We start from the raw sequence: 13,985 nt of genomic DNA on the forward strand, positions 1-13,985 counted from the left end.
GGCTACGGTACGCCCGGAAGCGAACACACAGCCTCCGGTCCTCGCCCACGTCGGGGAGCGGAGACGCACCAGTAGACGTGCGTATAACTGGTGGGACGGTGAACGGCAAGGGTCACCAGCCGATTGCTGGCGACTGATTGCCGGGAGTCCACATCAAAGCCCCATCACCAGAACTCTCTGATTTCTGGTTAGCAGTCAGAACGCGACGCGTTCTGACGACACCCTCAAGGACCGAGGCGCGGAGCGACGAGGGAGTAGGGTGGGGTAGTTTACACGTCGAGGCTGTAGAGGCGTTTGCGGGCGTCGGTGAAGGAGAACCGGGAGTCGACGAGCCCCTCGTCTTCGAGGCGGGTGAGCGCGTACCGGACGGTGCGCGCGGGGAGGAGGGTTTCGTCGGCTATCTCGCTCTGCGTGAGGGTGTCCTCGTACTCCAGAACCATCGCGACGAGTTTCGCGCTCGGGGGGAGGTCACGGACGCGTTCGAGGGTGTCGGCTTCGGCGGACTGAATGGCGCTCATCACTACCTCCTACAGCATACCGGAAGATAATATCTTCGGTTCAAACTAATTACTATGGGTGATATTTCGGTCACCCGAACTCATTTAGGAACCGCCGCCCTAACACTGGTGATGACTGACACCGTCGACGACGTCGACCTTCCATACGAGGGCGACGCGTCCAAGCAGGAGAAGATCGACGCCCTGCAGGAGCGCCTCGACGTCATCGAGGAGCAGAACGAGGAGATGCGGGACGAGTTGCTCGACGCGAACGCGGAGAACAACAAGTACCAGCAGAAGCTCGAACGCCTCAACCACGAGAACAAGAAGCTCAAGCAGTCCCCGCTGTTCGTCGCCACCGTCCAGGAACTCAACGACAACGGCGCTATCATCAAACAGCACGGGAACAACCAGGAAGCCCTCACCGAGGTCACCGAGGAACTGCGCGAAGACCTCGAACCCGGCGCGCGCGTCGCCGTGAACAACAGCCTCTCCGTCGTCCAGCGCCTCGACGACGAGGCTGACGTTCGCGCTCGCGTCATGCAGGTCGAGGAATCCCCCGACGTGGGATACGAGGACATCGGGGGCCTCCACGACCAGCTTCAGGAAGTCCGAGAAACCGTCGAACTCCCGATGGAGAACCCCGACATCTTCGACACGGTGGGTATCGACCCGCCGAGCGGCGTGCTCCTGCACGGCCCGCCCGGCACGGGGAAGACGATGATGGCGAAAGCCGTCGCCGCGCAGACTGACGCGACGTTCATCAAGATGGCCGGCTCGGAGCTCGTCCACAAGTTCATCGGCGAGGGCGCGAAACTCGTCCGCGACCTCTTCCAAGTCGCGCGTGACCACGAGCCCGCCGTCGTCTTCATCGACGAAATCGACGCCATCGCCTCCAAACGCACCGACTCCAAGACCAGCGGCGACGCCGAAGTCCAGCGGACGATGATGCAGTTGCTCTCCGAGATGGACGGCTTCAGCGAACGCGGCGACATCCGCATCATCGCCGCCACCAACCGCTTCGACATGCTCGACCGCGCCATCCTCCGCCCCGGCCGCTTCGACCGCCTCATCGAAGTCCCCCACCCCGACGAGGAGGGCCGCGAGAAGATCTTCCAAATCCACACGCGCGGCATGAACCTCGCAGACGGCGTGGACTTCACCGAACTCGCCGAGGAAACCGACGGCTCCTCCGGCGCGGACGTGAAAGCCATCTGCACCGAAGCCGGTATGTTCGCCATCCGCGACGACCGCAACGAAGTCACCATGGCGGACTTCCGCAACGCCTACGAGAAACTCACCGACGACGACACCGAACCCGACGTCTCCCGTACCTTCGCCTGAAAGCCCTTTTTCGGGCGCGGAGCGCCCGAAAAACCCCTTTCAATGTCCCAACCCGGCAGATCGCGCCCTGTCGGGCGCTCCCGCGGTTGCGAAGCCCCTCCTCGCTATCGGTTCGTTTGACTACTGTCGGTTCCGTTGTTCGGTGAGTTCGGAGCACGCCCCTCCGAGAAGACTTATGCCGACCGTGGCGCCGTGTGGTGGTATGAGCGAAGGAGACGCGGTCGAGGCGGTCGAGGAACCGGTGACGCCCGCGCGGATCGCGAGCGACCTCCGCGACCTTGGCGTGCGGGGCGAGACCGTCATCGTCCACTCGTCGGTGTCGAGCCTGGGCTGGGTGCCGGGCGGCGCACAGGGCGTGGTCGAGGCGCTCCGGGCCGCCGTGACGCCGGCGGGGACGATAGTGATGCCGACGCACACCAGCCACCTCTGCACGCCCTCCGTCTGGGAGAACCCGCCGATTCCGGACGACTGGCTCCCGACGGTTCGGGAGTCGATGCCGGCGTTCCGGCCCGACGTGACGCCCTCGCGCGGCGTCGGGGCGGTTCCCGAGTGTTTTCGCACGTATCCGGACGCGGTTCGCAGCACGCACCCCCAGTACTCCTTTGCGGCGTGGGGCGCGGACGCCGACGACATCGTGGCAGACCACGAGCTCGACTACGGACTCGGCGAGAACTCGCCGCTCTCCGCCGTCTACAACCGCGGCGGTCTCGTGCTCATTCTCGGAACGGACCACGAGACGAACACCTCGCTCCACCTCGCGGAGAGCCGCGCGGACTACGAGCGCGACGAGACCGTCGAGGAGGGGTCGGTACTCGTCGACGGGGAGCGCGAGTGGGTCGAGTTCGCGGATATCGAGCGGACGACCGACGACTTCTCGGATGTGGGTGCGGCGTTCGAGGCCGACGTGGGCGTCGAGACGGGACGCGTTGGGGTGGCGGACGCGAACCTCCTCGACCAGCGCGCGCTCGTGGACTACGCGACCGAGTGGTTCAGTCAGAACCGATAGCGCCGAACGCCCGTTTCCGCGGTCGCTGGGGCGTCGCGTAGCAAATTCTGCCAGTACTCTCGGAACAGATTTATGTAGTGGAAACCAAACCTTGAGGTATGACATCGAATGTCAATAGACGGGACGTGATTCGTGGCGTCGGGGCGGCAGGCATCGTCGGACTCGCCGGCTGTTCAAGCAACGGCGGGGGCGACGACACCACCACCAGCGGAACGACGACCGCCTCCGGCGCGCGCACCCTCAAACAGGGCGTGCTCCTCCCCACGACGGGCGGGCTCGCCGACCTCGGCGTTCCGATTAACAACGGCGCCATCCTTCCGCGCATCCTCCTCGAAGGCGAGACGGACTTCACGCTCGACTTCTCCGAGCAGGACACGCAGACCGAGGCGAACGCCGCGCAGTCCGCGGCGCAGACCCTCCGGAACTCCGGCTATCCGGCGGTCACGGGCGCGGCGTCCTCCGAGGTGACGATCGCTGTCGCGAAGAACGTCTTCATCCCCTCGGGGATGGTCGGCTGTTCGCCCGCGAGCACGTCGCCCGCTATCACCGACCTCGAGGACAGCGGCCTCATCTACCGCACCCCGCCGACGGACGCGCTCCAGGGCGAGGTGCTCGCGTCGGTCGCGATGGACCGCCTCGACGCCTCCACGGCAGCGACGATGTACGTGAACAACTCCTACGGACAGCTGCTCTCCGACAGCTTCTCCAGCGCGTTCAGCGATAACGGCGGCGAGATGCTCCAGCAGGTGTCCTTCCAGAAGGCACAGAGTTCGTACACGTCCCGCCTCAGCCAGGCGCTCTCCGACGACCCTGGCGCCATCGTCGTCATCGGCTACCCCGAGAGCGGGAAGCAGCTGTTCCGGGACTTCTATACGGACTTCGACTCGGACATCCCGATTCTCGTCACGGACGGCCTCCGGTCGGCGAGCCTTCCGTCCGACGTGGGCAACGACATGTCGAACGTCACCGGCACCGCGCCGCTCGCGGCCGGCCCCGGGACGGAGTACTTCACCGAGCAGTTCCAGTCCGAGTTCGGGAACGAACCCGGTGTGTTCACCTCACAGGCGTTCGACGCGACCGCCGTGTGCCTGCTCGCGAACGCCGCCGCGGGCGAGAACGACGGCGCCGCAATCGCCCAGGAGATGCAGGCCGTCGCCAACCCCGGCGGAGAGACGGTCACGCCGAGCACGCTCGCGGACGGCCTCGAGATGGCCGCCGAAGGGACGGAAATCCAGTACGAGGGCGCGTCCAGCGCGGTCGACTTCGACGAGAACGGCGACCTGAAGGCCGCGACCTACGAGTACTTCGGGTTCGAGTCCGGCGGCGGCATCGAGACCATCGACGAGATCAAGTACACCGCCTAACTCGACCGAACTGTCGCTTTTTCTTTCGACACAGCCGCGATAGCGACGCGAACGCGCGACGAAAAGAGACCGATTAGCCGCCGAGGAAGTCCTTACGGACCTCCTCGTCGTCGAGGAGGGTGTCGCCGTCGTCCATGTACCGGTTCTCTCCCTGCACGAGCACGTACCCGCGGTCGCAGCGCCGCAGCGCCTCCTTCGCGTTCTGCTCGACCATCAGGATGGACGTGCCGTCGTCGTTGATGCGGTCGATGCGGTCGAACATGTCCTCCACGAGGTCGGGCGCGAGACCCGCCGAGGGCTCGTCCAGCATCAACAGGGCGGGGTCAAGCATGAGCGCGCGCCCCATCGCGAGCATCTGCTGCTGGCCCCCGGAGAGCGACCCCGCGGTCTGCTCCTGGCGCTCCTCGAGGATGGGGAAGCGCTCGAACACGTCACGGAGGCGGTCCTCCGGCACGCTGTCGAGGATGTACGCCCCCATCTCGAGGTTCTCGCGCACGCTCAGTCCCGCGAACACGTTCTCGTTCTGCGGGACGTACCCGAGGCTCTCGTGGATGATGTCCTCGGGGTTCCAGCCGTGGATTTCGGTGCCGTCGAACGTGATACTTCCGTCCATGTAGTCGGTGAGGCCGAACACGGACTTCATCACGGTCGACTTTCCCGCGCCGTTCGGGCCGACGATGGTGACGTACTCGCCGTCCCGGACGTCGAGGTCCACGTCGGAGAGCACCTGGAGGTCGCCGTAGCCCGCGTCCAGCGAGCGCACTGACAGTAGGCCCGCCTCGTCCTCGGGGAGCCGGGCGTCCGTTGCAGCGTCGGTCATACCGTCCCTCCGAGGTAGGCCTCGATAACTTCCTCGTTCTCCGTTATCTGTTCCGGCGGCCCCTCGTCGAGGACGCGGCCCTGGTGCATGACGATGACGTGCTCGCAGTTCTCCATGATGAGGTCCATGTCGTGTTCGACCAGGAGGAAGGTCAAGCCCTCCGACTCCCGGAGTTCGTGAATGCGGTCGAGGAGCTTCTCCTCCAGCGTCGGGTTGACGCCGGCGAACGGTTCGTCCAATAACATCACGTCCGGGTCGGTCATCAGCGCCCGCGCGAGTTCGAGGAGTTTGCGCTGGCCGCCGGAGAGGTTGCCCGCGAGTTCGCCCGCGAGGTGGTCGATCTCGAAGAACTCCAGCGTCTCCCACGCGCGTTCGCGCACGGACTCCTCCTCGGCGACGACGCCCGACCGGAGGCCGGGGAGCACCGAGCGCGTCGCGGACTCCCCGGACTGCCCACCCGGCGCGAGCATCATGTTCTCGAGGACGGTCATGTCCTCCAGTTCGCGCGCGAGCTGGAACGTCCGCACCAGCCCGCGCTGCGCGATTTTGTGCGGTGGTTCGCCCGTTATCTCCTCGTCGCGGAAGTGGACGCTTCCGCTCGTCGGCTCGTGGACGCCCGTGATGCAGTTGAACGTCGTGGACTTCCCGGCGCCGTTCGGCCCGATGAGGCCCGTGAGCGAGCCTTCCTCGACGGCGAACGTCGCGCCGTCCACGGCGGTGATGCCGCCGAACTCCTTCCGGAGATTGTTCACGCGGAGCGGGAGGCTGCGCGGCGTCGTCTTCGCGGCCTCCTCCGTGGGCGAGTCCTGCGACTCGGGTTCCGCGTCCAGTTCCTCGTTCGTCTCGGGGATGTCGGGGTCGTCTGCGTTACTCATCGGTCTCACCTCCGGTGGTCGTGTCGGCGGGGCGACTGTCCTCGGAGAGCGGGACGGCGGCCGCGGTTTCGGTGCGGTCGCCGAGAATTCCGTCCGGCTTGTACTGCACTAGTAGGACGAGCAGAGCACCCATGAACATGAAGCGTAACGTGTCGATGTTCGCGAGGAGGAACGCGACGACGGCGAGCGGGTCGCCGCTCGCGACGGTGGTCACGACGTTGTCGGGCGCGCTCGGAAGCGCGACGTTGTAGTCCGCGAGCAGTTTCACGATCACGTCGGAGAGTATCGGTGGTGCTTCGTAGAGCAGGCTCGCGAACACCGCGCCGCCGATGATGCTGCCGGTGTTGGAACCGGCGCCGCCGATGATGAGCGCGATGAAGATGTAGAACGTGAGTTCCGGCCGGAAGTTCGTGGGAACCACCGACGCGCGCGGCCCCATCGCGTACCAGAGAATGCCCGCGAGACCCATGAGACCGCAGCCGAGCGCGAACGCCCGGACCTTGAAGCTCTGCGTGTTCTTCCCGAGGGACTGCGCGGCGACTTCGTCCTCCCGAATGGCCTTCAGCACGCGGCCGAACGGCGACTTCCCGGCGCGTTCGAGCAGCAGGTAGACGAGCAGGAGGACGACGAGCACGCCGAGCGTGTAGACGATGTTTATCATCACGATGCGCGTCAGGTCGAGGGGTTCGCCCAGTCCGAACACGAACGAGCCGAGCGCCGTGGGTTCGGAGATGATGCTCCCGGGGTCGGTGAGCAGGAGCGTCTGCACGGGGCTCGTCGGGAGGTTGTCGAACCCGCTCGCGCCGCCCGTGATGTCGATGAGGACGGGCGAGTTCAGCGTGAGCCGGATGATTTCGGAGAACGCGACGGTGACGATGGCGAGGTAGTCGGCGTCCAACCGTAACGCCGGGAGCGCGGCGACCAGTCCGATGACGACGGCGGCGAGGATGCCGCCGAGCACGCCGACCGGGAGCGGGAGGCCGAGACCGGGCGGGACGCCGCCGGGGTCCGCGGAGAGGATGACGGTGGTGTACGCGCCGACCGCCATGAAGCCCGCGACGCCGATGTTGAACAGTCCCGTGTACCCCCACTGGATGTTCAGCGCGAGCACGGCGATGCCGTAGACCGCCGCGAGGAACGTCACCCGCCGGAGGGTCGCGACGACGCCGTACGTCGGGTACTCGAGGAACGCGCTGAGCGCGTAGAACAACACCCAGATCGCGGCGAACAGAACGGTGACCTTGAACGCGTCGTTGCGCACGACCGCCGTGAGGAGACTCTGGTTTTCGTTTTCGCTCATGTTGTCTTCACCCCGCTGAAGATGCCGGATGGGCGGAACAGGAGGATGAGAATCATCAGCAGGAACGCGGTCGGGCGCGCGAACGCCGACCAGTCGCCCTGCAGCCACACCAGCGACACCCGACTGGCGAGACCGATGACGAGGCCGCCTGCGATGGCGCCGTAGATGGAGCCGATGCCGCCCATGATGACAGCGGCGAAGATGAGGAGGAGGAGCCGCCAGCCGGTCGTGAACCCGAGGCCGCCCTGGCTGAGGACGAGCAGGAAGCCCGCCGCGCCCGTGAGGCCGGCGCCGATTATCCACGTCGTGCTGATGACGCGCTCGGTCGGGATGCCGCTGACGCGCGCGAGGTCGCGGTTGTCCGCCATCGCGCGCATCGCCTTCCCGAGTTTCGTGCGCTGCAGGAGGACGTGCAGACCGAGCATGAGGAGGACGGCGATGATGATGAGCGTCACTTCATGGGCGTTCACGATGAGCGCGCCCGCGTTACTTGGGACGAGCACGGACGGGAACAGGTCGACGAGAAACGCCGGGGCGACCTCGGCGACGGTCTCGGCGAATCCGACGATGACCTGAACGAGGTCGAAGCTCGGCAGGCTCTCCGTCGATGTGACGATGCGGCGGCTGTTCCCGAACACGAGGCTGATGAGGTAGCGGAGCGCGAACGCGACCCCGATGGACGCGATGAGGAGGGAAATGCCGTCGGCGTCCCGGATGGGGCGGTAGACGACGCGGTCGATTGCGAGCGCGAACACGAGCGTCGCGAGGATGGACACGATAAGTCCGAGCACGACCGCGAGCGGGGAGAGCCAGAGGTTCGCGCCGACATCGCCCGGGGGCGTGCGGAGGAGGACGAGGTTGACGAGGTCGAGGCCGCCGAACCCGGCGATGACGTACGTGACCGCCCACCCGGAGAACGCGCCCGTGGTGAGGTAGTCGCCGTGCGCGAAGTTCGCGAAGTTGAGGATGCTGTACGTGAGCGAGAGGCCGATGCTCGCGAGTCCGATGACGAGCCCGATGACGAGTCCGTTCCAGACGTAACTACTGAACTGGCCGAACGGAATCGCGCCGCCGATGCCGCCGGAGAGGTCGCCGACGACCGGTAGCTCGCTGACGACCGGAACCGTCGCGAGTGAGACGCTGGCGCCGACGCCGGCGAGTTTGAGGACGAGGTCGACGACGAGGAACGCGCTGAACGCGACGACGAGCGCGCCGCCCGGGCCGCTCTTGGCGAACGCGACCCCCCGTTCGAGGGCGGACTGTCCATTGGTTTCTATACCCATGGGTGGTGTCAGGATACGGGTGTTCAATAATGCTCCGCTCGGTCCCATACTTCCCGCTGTTCGGGTGACAGGTCGCTAGGACCGTCTGACGCGCGGCGCGAACGCCGCGAACGCGAGGCCGAAAACGAGGAGCCAGAGGCCGGGAACGAGCAGGTACCACGGCATCCCGAAATGCATGAATCCGGGGCTTCCGAAGCCGAGCGCGGTCACCGCGAGGTAGGAGAAGGAGAGCAGGGCGACCTGCACGACAGCGTACCCCGCGAGCAGTCGCGCGTCGGCGTCGAGCGCGTTCGGCGCGTGAGGAGCCATCAGAGTGCGGTGAAGACGGCGTAGGGCACGCCGAAGAACAGGACGGTCATGCCGACGAGCACGAGGAGGTAGCTGACGAGGGTTCCGAGGGCGGCCGTCCACGACGGGTGGTCGAACGACTGAACGCTCATACTCACCCTCTCGCCGCCGAGGGTCTTAAAACGTATTAGTCGAGGATGTCCGCGATGCGCCGGGGCTCCCCGGAGAGGCTCGGGTTCGGTTCGATGAGCTTGATGACGTCGTGGTCGGTCACGTCCGGGTAGGGCTTCTCGGTCGCGTCCTCTATCATCTCCTTCTCCAGGCGGAACTCCGTGCCGGCGTAGACGGCGTCCACGCCCTTCTCGTCGAACGACATCGTGGTCATGTCCCCAGACAGGGCGTGGAAGAAGAAAAGCGCCACGTCACGGCGATAGCTTCAAATGGATGCCCGCGGTCGGTTCGGGTACGATGTCCGCTCCCAGTACATCCGCAGGACGCGCCCGGGAGCGGACAGTGCGCTCAGCCGCGTGACGCGGGCCTCACCCGCTTCGCGCGCCGGGCGCGCTCCCTTCGCTCGTCGCGTTTTCCGCATCGCTCCCAACTACCGACCACAGACAGATGTTCCCCGAAACCATCGAGACCGACCGACTCGAACTGAAACGCCTCGACGACCACGTGGACGTGCTCGACTACTACGAGGTCTGCGCGCACGACCCCGCCATCGAGGAGATAACGCGGTACATGTCGTGGAGTCCGCACGACACCCCGAAGGAGACGAAGGAGTACCTCGACCACGTCCGCGAGCAGTGGGCGGACGCCGAGAGCGCGCAGTACGGCATCTTCCCGAAGGACGCGGACGACCTCGCGGGCGCGACCGGGCTCGGCGTGGACTGGGACCGGACCCTCGGCACGCTCGGCTGCTGGCTCCGCAAGCCCTACTGGGGCCGCGGCTACTCGGGCGAACGCGCCGCCGCCCTCCTCGAGCTGGCGTTCGACACGCTCGACCTCGACTGCGTGCAGGTGAGTCACGTCCCCGGAAACGAGCAGTCCGAGCGCGCCATCACGAAGTACGTCGAGCGCCACGGCGGCCGCCGCGAAGGCCGCCTGCGGAACGCGCTCGCCGACCAGGACGGCAGCGTCCACGACGAAGTCCGGTACACCGTCACGCGCGAGGAGTACGAGACTGCGCGGGGATAGGGGTCGGGTCCTCCGAGAGGCTTTTACCCCCTGCCGTCCAGAATCGGGGTGTGCTGGGCACGGACCCCCTCGACGAACTCTCGATTCCGGACGGAACGACGGTCGAAGAACACGACCTCGTGACGGACGGCGACGTGCTCGTCGGCGGGCAGAGCACGGTCGAGTTCGGGGTTCGCGGCCACAACGTCCTCGCGGGCGAACGCGTGCAGTTCGACGGCGACATCGAGGCCGAGGGCGACTGCCGGCTCGACATGTGGTGTGACGTCGACGGGAACGTCCTCGTCGGCGCGGACGCCTACCTCGGCGAGCGCGTGAACATCGACGGCCGCCTCGTCGTGGGCGGCGACCTCGACATCGGCGACGACGTGGACATCACCGAAGGGTTCGAGGCGAACGGCTGGATTGTCATCAGGAACCCGATGCCGACCATCGTCTTCTTCATGGTCTACCTCTCCCACCTCCTCCGCATCGGCGAGGAGGAGGAGGCCCAGGACCTCGTGGACGAACTCACGGACGCGGAGGAGGCCGAACCCATTCGGGTGCCGCGGAGCGCGCACGTCAGCGACGACGCGTGGCGCGTCTCCACGCCGGCGACCATCGGCGACGAGTGCCGCCTCCACGGGAACGTCCGCGCGACCGAAATCGAGGTCGGCCGCGAGAACAACATCTTCGGGAGCCTGCGCGCGCAGGGCGACATCGTCGTCGGCCCCGACACGAAGATTCACGGCGACGTGACTACGCGGGGCGGGGACGTGACAATCGAGTCGGGCGCGCTCGTGCTCGGGAACGTCTCCGGGACGGACGTGGAGATTCAGCCCGAGGCCGCCGTGGACGGCTCCATCCGGGCGAGCGGCGAGACGCGGATGGCGGGGACGGACGTGGAGCGAGAACCCGAGTAGTCAGTCGCGCTGCTGGTCGAGCGGGTCGTCGATTTCACCCATCACCGCCTCGAACGCGTCCGTCGCGGTGACGAGGCCGACGACCTCGCCGTCTCGGAGGACGAGGGCGAGTTCCTGATTCTCCGCCTGGAACTGGTCGATAGCGTCGCTGACGGTCGTGTCCGCGGCGAGCGTCATCGGTGGTGCAGCGACCTCGGCCAGTTCCATCTCGCCCGACCGAATCTCGTCGATGTGGTCGATGACCGCGGGGACGTAGACGATACCAACGAGGTCTTCGGGCGTCTCTCCGACGAGCGGATACCGGGTGTGCGGCGACGAGGTGAGCCGGTGGATGTTCTCCTCTATGGACTCGGCGGTGGAGAGGAACACCACGTCGTCGACGTCGACCATCACGTCCGTCACCGCGGTCGTTCCCACGTCGAGCGCGTTCACGACCTCGGTGAGGCGTTCCTCGGAGAGGTCGCCGCGGGCGAGCACGGACTCGAGGCGGTTCCGGAGTTCCGCGCGAGTTTCGATGACGTCCTCCTCGGTTTCGAGCCACGCGCCCGTCATCTCCACGCCGAACAGCCGAAGGGTGCCCTTCGCGATACCGTCGCCGAGGGTGATGATGGGGGAGATGGCGAAGTGGAACCAGTAGAGCGGCGCTGCGCCGTACTTTGCGACGAAACGGGAGCGCTCGACGCCGAGGTAGGTCGGCGTCTGCTCGCCGTGCGTCAGGTGGAGGAGGTTGATGAGGAGGAACGCGAGCACCGCGCCGGCGCCGACGGACGCGAGGAACGTCCCGTGGAACACCGGCTCGAAGATGGCGGCGAGCGCGGGTTCGGCGACGATACCGACCGCGATGCTGGACGCCGTAATCCCGACCTGGCACGTCGTCAGGTAGAGTTCGAGGTCGTTCGTCATCTCCCACGCGCGCTCAAGCGCCGGGTTTCCGCCGACGAACTCCTCTTCCGTGAACTGGCGGGCGCGCGTCAGCGCGAACTCGATGGCGACGAAGAAACCGTTCGCGAGAATCAGTCCGAGACCCGCGACGAGACGTATCGTTACCTCAAGCGAGTTCATCGTCCCAGGGATTCCGGCCGGCGCCGAATAGCCCTTGTGGCGATTGTCAGCAACCGAAAGCCATTCTTCGCCACTGTGACTAGTCGGGCTATGCTCTCTCTCGCGCTCGCCGGGAAGCCGAACGCCGGCAAATCCACCTTCTACACCGCGGCGACGATGGCGGACGTGGACGTGGCGAACTACCCGTTCACGACCATCGACGCGAACCGCGGCGTCACGCACGTCCGCACCGACTGCCCCTGCCTCGAACGCGACGAGCGCTGCGGGCACGAGCACTGCCACGACGGGAAGCGCTACGTCCCCGTCGAACTCCTGGACGTGGCGGGTCTCGTCCCGGGCGCGCACGAGGGGAAGGGTCTCGGAAACCAGTTCCTCGACGAACTCACGAACGCCGACGCCATCCTGAACGTCGTGGACGCCACGGGCGGCACGAACGCCGAGGGCGAACCCGTCGAAATCGGGAGTCACGACCCGCTCGAGGACATCGACTTCATCGAGCGCGAGATGGACCTCTGGCTCGCCGGCATCATCGACCGGAACTGGGAGACCGTCGAGCGGCAGTCTCGGAGTCCCGGGTTCGACATGGACGACGCGCTCACCGACCTCCTCACGGGGTTCGGCGCGACCGAACACGACGTGGCGGCCTGCCTCCGTGAACTCGACTATCCGGAGAGTCCGATGGCGTGGGAGGAATCTCATCGCGAAGCCCTCGCCACCCTCGTCCGCGAGCGTACGAAACCCATCGTGGTCGTCGCGAACAAGATAGACGCCGCGCCCGAGGAGAACGTCGAGGCCCTGCGCTCGCTCGACAAACCGGTGATTCCCGCGACCGCGCAGGGCGAACTGGCGCTCCGCCGCGGCGCGGACGCCGGCGCTATCGACTACGACCCGGGCGACTCCACGTTCGAGGTCGTCGGCGAACTCCCCGACGACCAGCGCGCGCTCCTTGACGCGCTCTCAGACACGATGGACGAGTACGGCGGCACCGGCGTCCAGCAGGCGCTCGACCACGCCGTCTACGAACTCCTCGACCACATCACCGCCTACCCCGTGCAGGACGCCTCGAAGTGGACGGACGGCCAGGGGAACGTCCTCCCGGACGCCCACCTCCTCCCCCGCGGCAGCACGCCCGTCGACCTCGCGTACGCCGTCCACTCCGACATCGGCGACGGCTACCTCCACGCCGTCGACGCCAAAACCAGCATGGAGGTCTCCGATTCCTACGAGCTTGAGGAAGGCGACGTCATCAAAATAGTCAGCACCGCGAAGTGACACGTCCGCGCCTGGCGGATTCTGCAAGGGCGAACGAGCGCGCAAGCGCGAGTGAGGGCTTGCGAGGGCGACGTCATCAAAATAGTCAGCACCGCGAAGTGACTCGGGCTACTTCTCGATAGTCGTCGTCTCGACGTTCTCGCGCACCCACTGGGCGGCGCGTTCGACTTCCCCACGGTCCGTTCCGGTGACTTTGATGCGGTTCGGCTCGTCGGTCGCCGGGTAGCTGCCGACGGTCACGTCGAACGCGTCCCGGAGGTCTTCGAGTCGGCTCGTGAGCGCGCCTTCCGGAGCGGGCGTGTAGACGGTCTCGGAGACGACATCACCCCCGAAGTCGTCGGCCATCCGCTCGAAGACGGCTTTCATCTCGCTCGGAACGCCCGGGAGGACGTACACCGAATCGACGACCGCCCCCGGGGCGAGGCCGGCGTCGTTCGGGACGACGCGCGCGCCCTCGGGCACGCTCGACCACGCGTCGAAATCGAGGTCGAGGTCGTACGCGTCCACCAACTCGGGGTTGTCGTCCGCGAACGCGGTCGCGGTCTCGACCACGTGTTCCTTCGCCTCGTCGCTCACCACGACATCGCGACCCACGCCGTCCGCGACCCCGTCCAACGTCACCACGACGGGCGGCCCCCCGAGGCCGCCGATACCGATGAGGACGCAGTAGTCACCGGGAACGAGTTCGCGCGCTGCCTTCTTCACGGCGTGGTAGGCGGTGATGCCGGCGTCGGCGTGCGGCGCGATGTCGACCGGGTCGGTGTCGTCGAGCGTGATT

At 66.6% G+C, this 13,985-nt stretch carries 16 protein-coding genes and 1 pseudogene; 7 read left to right on the top strand and 10 right to left on the bottom strand.

Annotated features, from left to right (window positions below; all coding sequences use genetic code 11):
• Positions 1-137: pseudogene (locus U3A55_RS15170) on the top strand (RNA-guided endonuclease TnpB family protein); the annotation flags it as partial.
• Between the two features lie 132 nt (positions 138-269).
• Here the strand turns inward: U3A55_RS15170 and U3A55_RS00035 are convergent.
• On the bottom strand, positions 270-518 hold the full coding sequence (locus U3A55_RS00035) for a MarR family transcriptional regulator (RefSeq protein ID WP_330989468.1): 249 nt from the start codon (positions 516-518) through the stop codon (positions 270-272).
• Positions 519-629: 111 nt separating this feature from the next.
• Between U3A55_RS00035 and pan1 the strand changes: the two genes are divergently transcribed.
• The 3 genes from pan1 (at position 630) to U3A55_RS00050 (ending at position 4,211) form a co-directional block, all read left to right on the top strand.
• Positions 630-1,841 (top strand): proteasome-activating nucleotidase Pan1, encoded by a 1,212-nt coding sequence (gene pan1 / locus U3A55_RS00040; protein ID WP_330989469.1) that lies wholly within the window; start codon positions 630-632, stop codon positions 1,839-1,841.
• A gap of 202 nt (positions 1,842-2,043) precedes the next feature.
• Positions 2,044-2,847: an aminoglycoside N(3)-acetyltransferase gene (locus U3A55_RS00045; protein WP_330989470.1), complete on the top strand. Its 804-nt coding sequence runs from the start codon at positions 2,044-2,046 to the stop codon at positions 2,845-2,847.
• 98 nt (positions 2,848-2,945) lie between these two features.
• Positions 2,946-4,211, top strand: a complete 1,266-nt coding sequence (locus tag U3A55_RS00050; RefSeq protein WP_330989471.1) for an ABC transporter substrate-binding protein — start codon at positions 2,946-2,948, stop codon at positions 4,209-4,211.
• Positions 4,212-4,284: 73 nt separating this feature from the next.
• Here the strand turns inward: U3A55_RS00050 and U3A55_RS00055 are convergent, their stop codons facing one another.
• The 7 genes from U3A55_RS00055 to U3A55_RS00085 all read right to left on the bottom strand — a co-directional run bounded on the left by U3A55_RS00055 (position 4,285) and on the right by U3A55_RS00085 (position 9,162).
• A complete protein-coding gene (locus tag U3A55_RS00055) occupies positions 4,285-5,031 on the bottom strand; it encodes an ABC transporter ATP-binding protein (protein ID WP_330989472.1) in 747 nt (248 codons plus the stop codon).
• Positions 5,028-5,906 carry an ABC transporter ATP-binding protein gene (locus U3A55_RS00060; RefSeq protein ID WP_330989473.1) on the bottom strand — a complete coding sequence of 293 codons (879 nt, stop codon included), beginning with the start codon at positions 5,904-5,906 and terminating at the stop codon, positions 5,028-5,030. Before U3A55_RS00060 ends, U3A55_RS00055 begins: the two co-directional genes overlap by 4 nt.
• Complete coding sequence (locus U3A55_RS00065) at positions 5,899-7,206, bottom strand: branched-chain amino acid ABC transporter permease (RefSeq protein ID WP_330989474.1); 1,308 nt, start codon at positions 7,204-7,206, stop codon at positions 5,899-5,901. Before U3A55_RS00065 ends, U3A55_RS00060 begins: the two co-directional genes overlap by 8 nt.
• Positions 7,203-8,489 carry a branched-chain amino acid ABC transporter permease gene (locus tag U3A55_RS00070; protein WP_330989475.1) on the bottom strand — a complete coding sequence of 429 codons (1,287 nt, stop codon included), beginning with the start codon at positions 8,487-8,489 and terminating at the stop codon, positions 7,203-7,205. Before U3A55_RS00070 ends, U3A55_RS00065 begins: the two co-directional genes overlap by 4 nt.
• A 75-nt stretch (positions 8,490-8,564) precedes the next feature.
• A complete protein-coding gene (locus U3A55_RS00075) occupies positions 8,565-8,798 on the bottom strand; it encodes a hypothetical protein (protein WP_330989476.1) in 234 nt (77 codons plus the stop codon).
• Complete coding sequence (locus U3A55_RS00080; protein WP_330989477.1) at positions 8,798-8,929, bottom strand: hypothetical protein; 132 nt, start codon at positions 8,927-8,929, stop codon at positions 8,798-8,800. The genes U3A55_RS00075 and U3A55_RS00080 overlap by 1 nt, the downstream gene beginning before the upstream one ends.
• Positions 8,930-8,964: 35 nt before the next feature.
• Positions 8,965-9,162, bottom strand: a complete 198-nt coding sequence (locus tag U3A55_RS00085; protein ID WP_330989478.1) for a DUF5800 family protein — start codon at positions 9,160-9,162, stop codon at positions 8,965-8,967.
• Between the two features lie 233 nt (positions 9,163-9,395).
• On the opposite strand from U3A55_RS00085, the gene U3A55_RS00090 reads away from it, so the two are divergent.
• Together U3A55_RS00090 and U3A55_RS00095 are read left to right on the top strand one after the other, a co-directional pair.
• Positions 9,396-9,974: a GNAT family N-acetyltransferase gene (locus tag U3A55_RS00090; protein ID WP_330989479.1), complete on the top strand. Its 579-nt coding sequence runs from the start codon at positions 9,396-9,398 to the stop codon at positions 9,972-9,974.
• 50 nt (positions 9,975-10,024) lie between these two features.
• A complete protein-coding gene (locus tag U3A55_RS00095; protein ID WP_330989480.1) occupies positions 10,025-10,873 on the top strand; it encodes a polymer-forming cytoskeletal protein in 849 nt (282 codons plus the stop codon).
• Here U3A55_RS00095 and U3A55_RS00100 read toward each other — a convergent pair whose 3' ends face one another.
• A complete protein-coding gene (locus U3A55_RS00100) occupies positions 10,874-11,935 on the bottom strand; it encodes a CNNM domain-containing protein (protein ID WP_330989481.1) in 1,062 nt (353 codons plus the stop codon).
• 90 nt (positions 11,936-12,025) lie between these two features.
• On the opposite strand from U3A55_RS00100, the gene U3A55_RS00105 reads away from it, so the two are divergent.
• Positions 12,026-13,207, top strand: a complete 1,182-nt coding sequence (locus tag U3A55_RS00105; protein ID WP_330989482.1) for a redox-regulated ATPase YchF — start codon at positions 12,026-12,028, stop codon at positions 13,205-13,207.
• 108 nt (positions 13,208-13,315) lie between these two features.
• On the opposite strand, the gene U3A55_RS00110 is transcribed toward U3A55_RS00105, so the two are convergent.
• On the bottom strand, positions 13,316-13,985 hold a 670-nt coding region (locus tag U3A55_RS00110; RefSeq protein ID WP_330989483.1), incomplete at its 5' end, for a competence/damage-inducible protein A.

It is taken from the genome of Salarchaeum sp. III (genome assembly GCF_036418315.1).
GTDB lineage: Archaea > Halobacteriota > Halobacteria > Halobacteriales > Halobacteriaceae > Salarchaeum.

What these genes read in the sequence shown, in the direction of transcription:
- U3A55_RS00035 (WP_330989468.1), bottom strand. Translation starts at nt 518, where the DNA reads ATGAGCGCCATTCAGTCCGCCGAAGCCGACACCCTCGAACGCGTCCGT.
- pan1 (WP_330989469.1), top strand. Translation starts at nt 630, where the DNA reads ATGACTGACACCGTCGACGACGTCGACCTTCCATACGAGGGCGACGCG.
- U3A55_RS00045 (WP_330989470.1), top strand. Translation starts at nt 2,044, where the DNA reads ATGAGCGAAGGAGACGCGGTCGAGGCGGTCGAGGAACCGGTGACGCCC.
- U3A55_RS00050 (WP_330989471.1), top strand. Translation starts at nt 2,946, where the DNA reads ATGACATCGAATGTCAATAGACGGGACGTGATTCGTGGCGTCGGGGCG.
- U3A55_RS00055 (WP_330989472.1), bottom strand. Translation starts at nt 5,031, where the DNA reads ATGACCGACGCTGCAACGGACGCCCGGCTCCCCGAGGACGAGGCGGGC.
- U3A55_RS00060 (WP_330989473.1), bottom strand. Translation starts at nt 5,906, where the DNA reads ATGAGTAACGCAGACGACCCCGACATCCCCGAGACGAACGAGGAACTG.
- U3A55_RS00065 (WP_330989474.1), bottom strand. Translation starts at nt 7,206, where the DNA reads ATGAGCGAAAACGAAAACCAGAGTCTCCTCACGGCGGTCGTGCGCAAC.
- U3A55_RS00070 (WP_330989475.1), bottom strand. Translation starts at nt 8,489, where the DNA reads ATGGGTATAGAAACCAATGGACAGTCCGCCCTCGAACGGGGGGTCGCG.
- U3A55_RS00075 (WP_330989476.1), bottom strand. Translation starts at nt 8,798, where the DNA reads ATGGCTCCTCACGCGCCGAACGCGCTCGACGCCGACGCGCGACTGCTC.
- U3A55_RS00080 (WP_330989477.1), bottom strand. Translation starts at nt 8,929, where the DNA reads ATGAGCGTTCAGTCGTTCGACCACCCGTCGTGGACGGCCGCCCTCGGA.
- U3A55_RS00085 (WP_330989478.1), bottom strand. Translation starts at nt 9,162, where the DNA reads ATGACCACGATGTCGTTCGACGAGAAGGGCGTGGACGCCGTCTACGCC.
- U3A55_RS00090 (WP_330989479.1), top strand. Translation starts at nt 9,396, where the DNA reads ATGTTCCCCGAAACCATCGAGACCGACCGACTCGAACTGAAACGCCTC.
- U3A55_RS00100 (WP_330989481.1), bottom strand. Translation starts at nt 11,935, where the DNA reads ATGAACTCGCTTGAGGTAACGATACGTCTCGTCGCGGGTCTCGGACTG.
- U3A55_RS00105 (WP_330989482.1), top strand. Translation starts at nt 12,026, where the DNA reads ATGCTCTCTCTCGCGCTCGCCGGGAAGCCGAACGCCGGCAAATCCACC.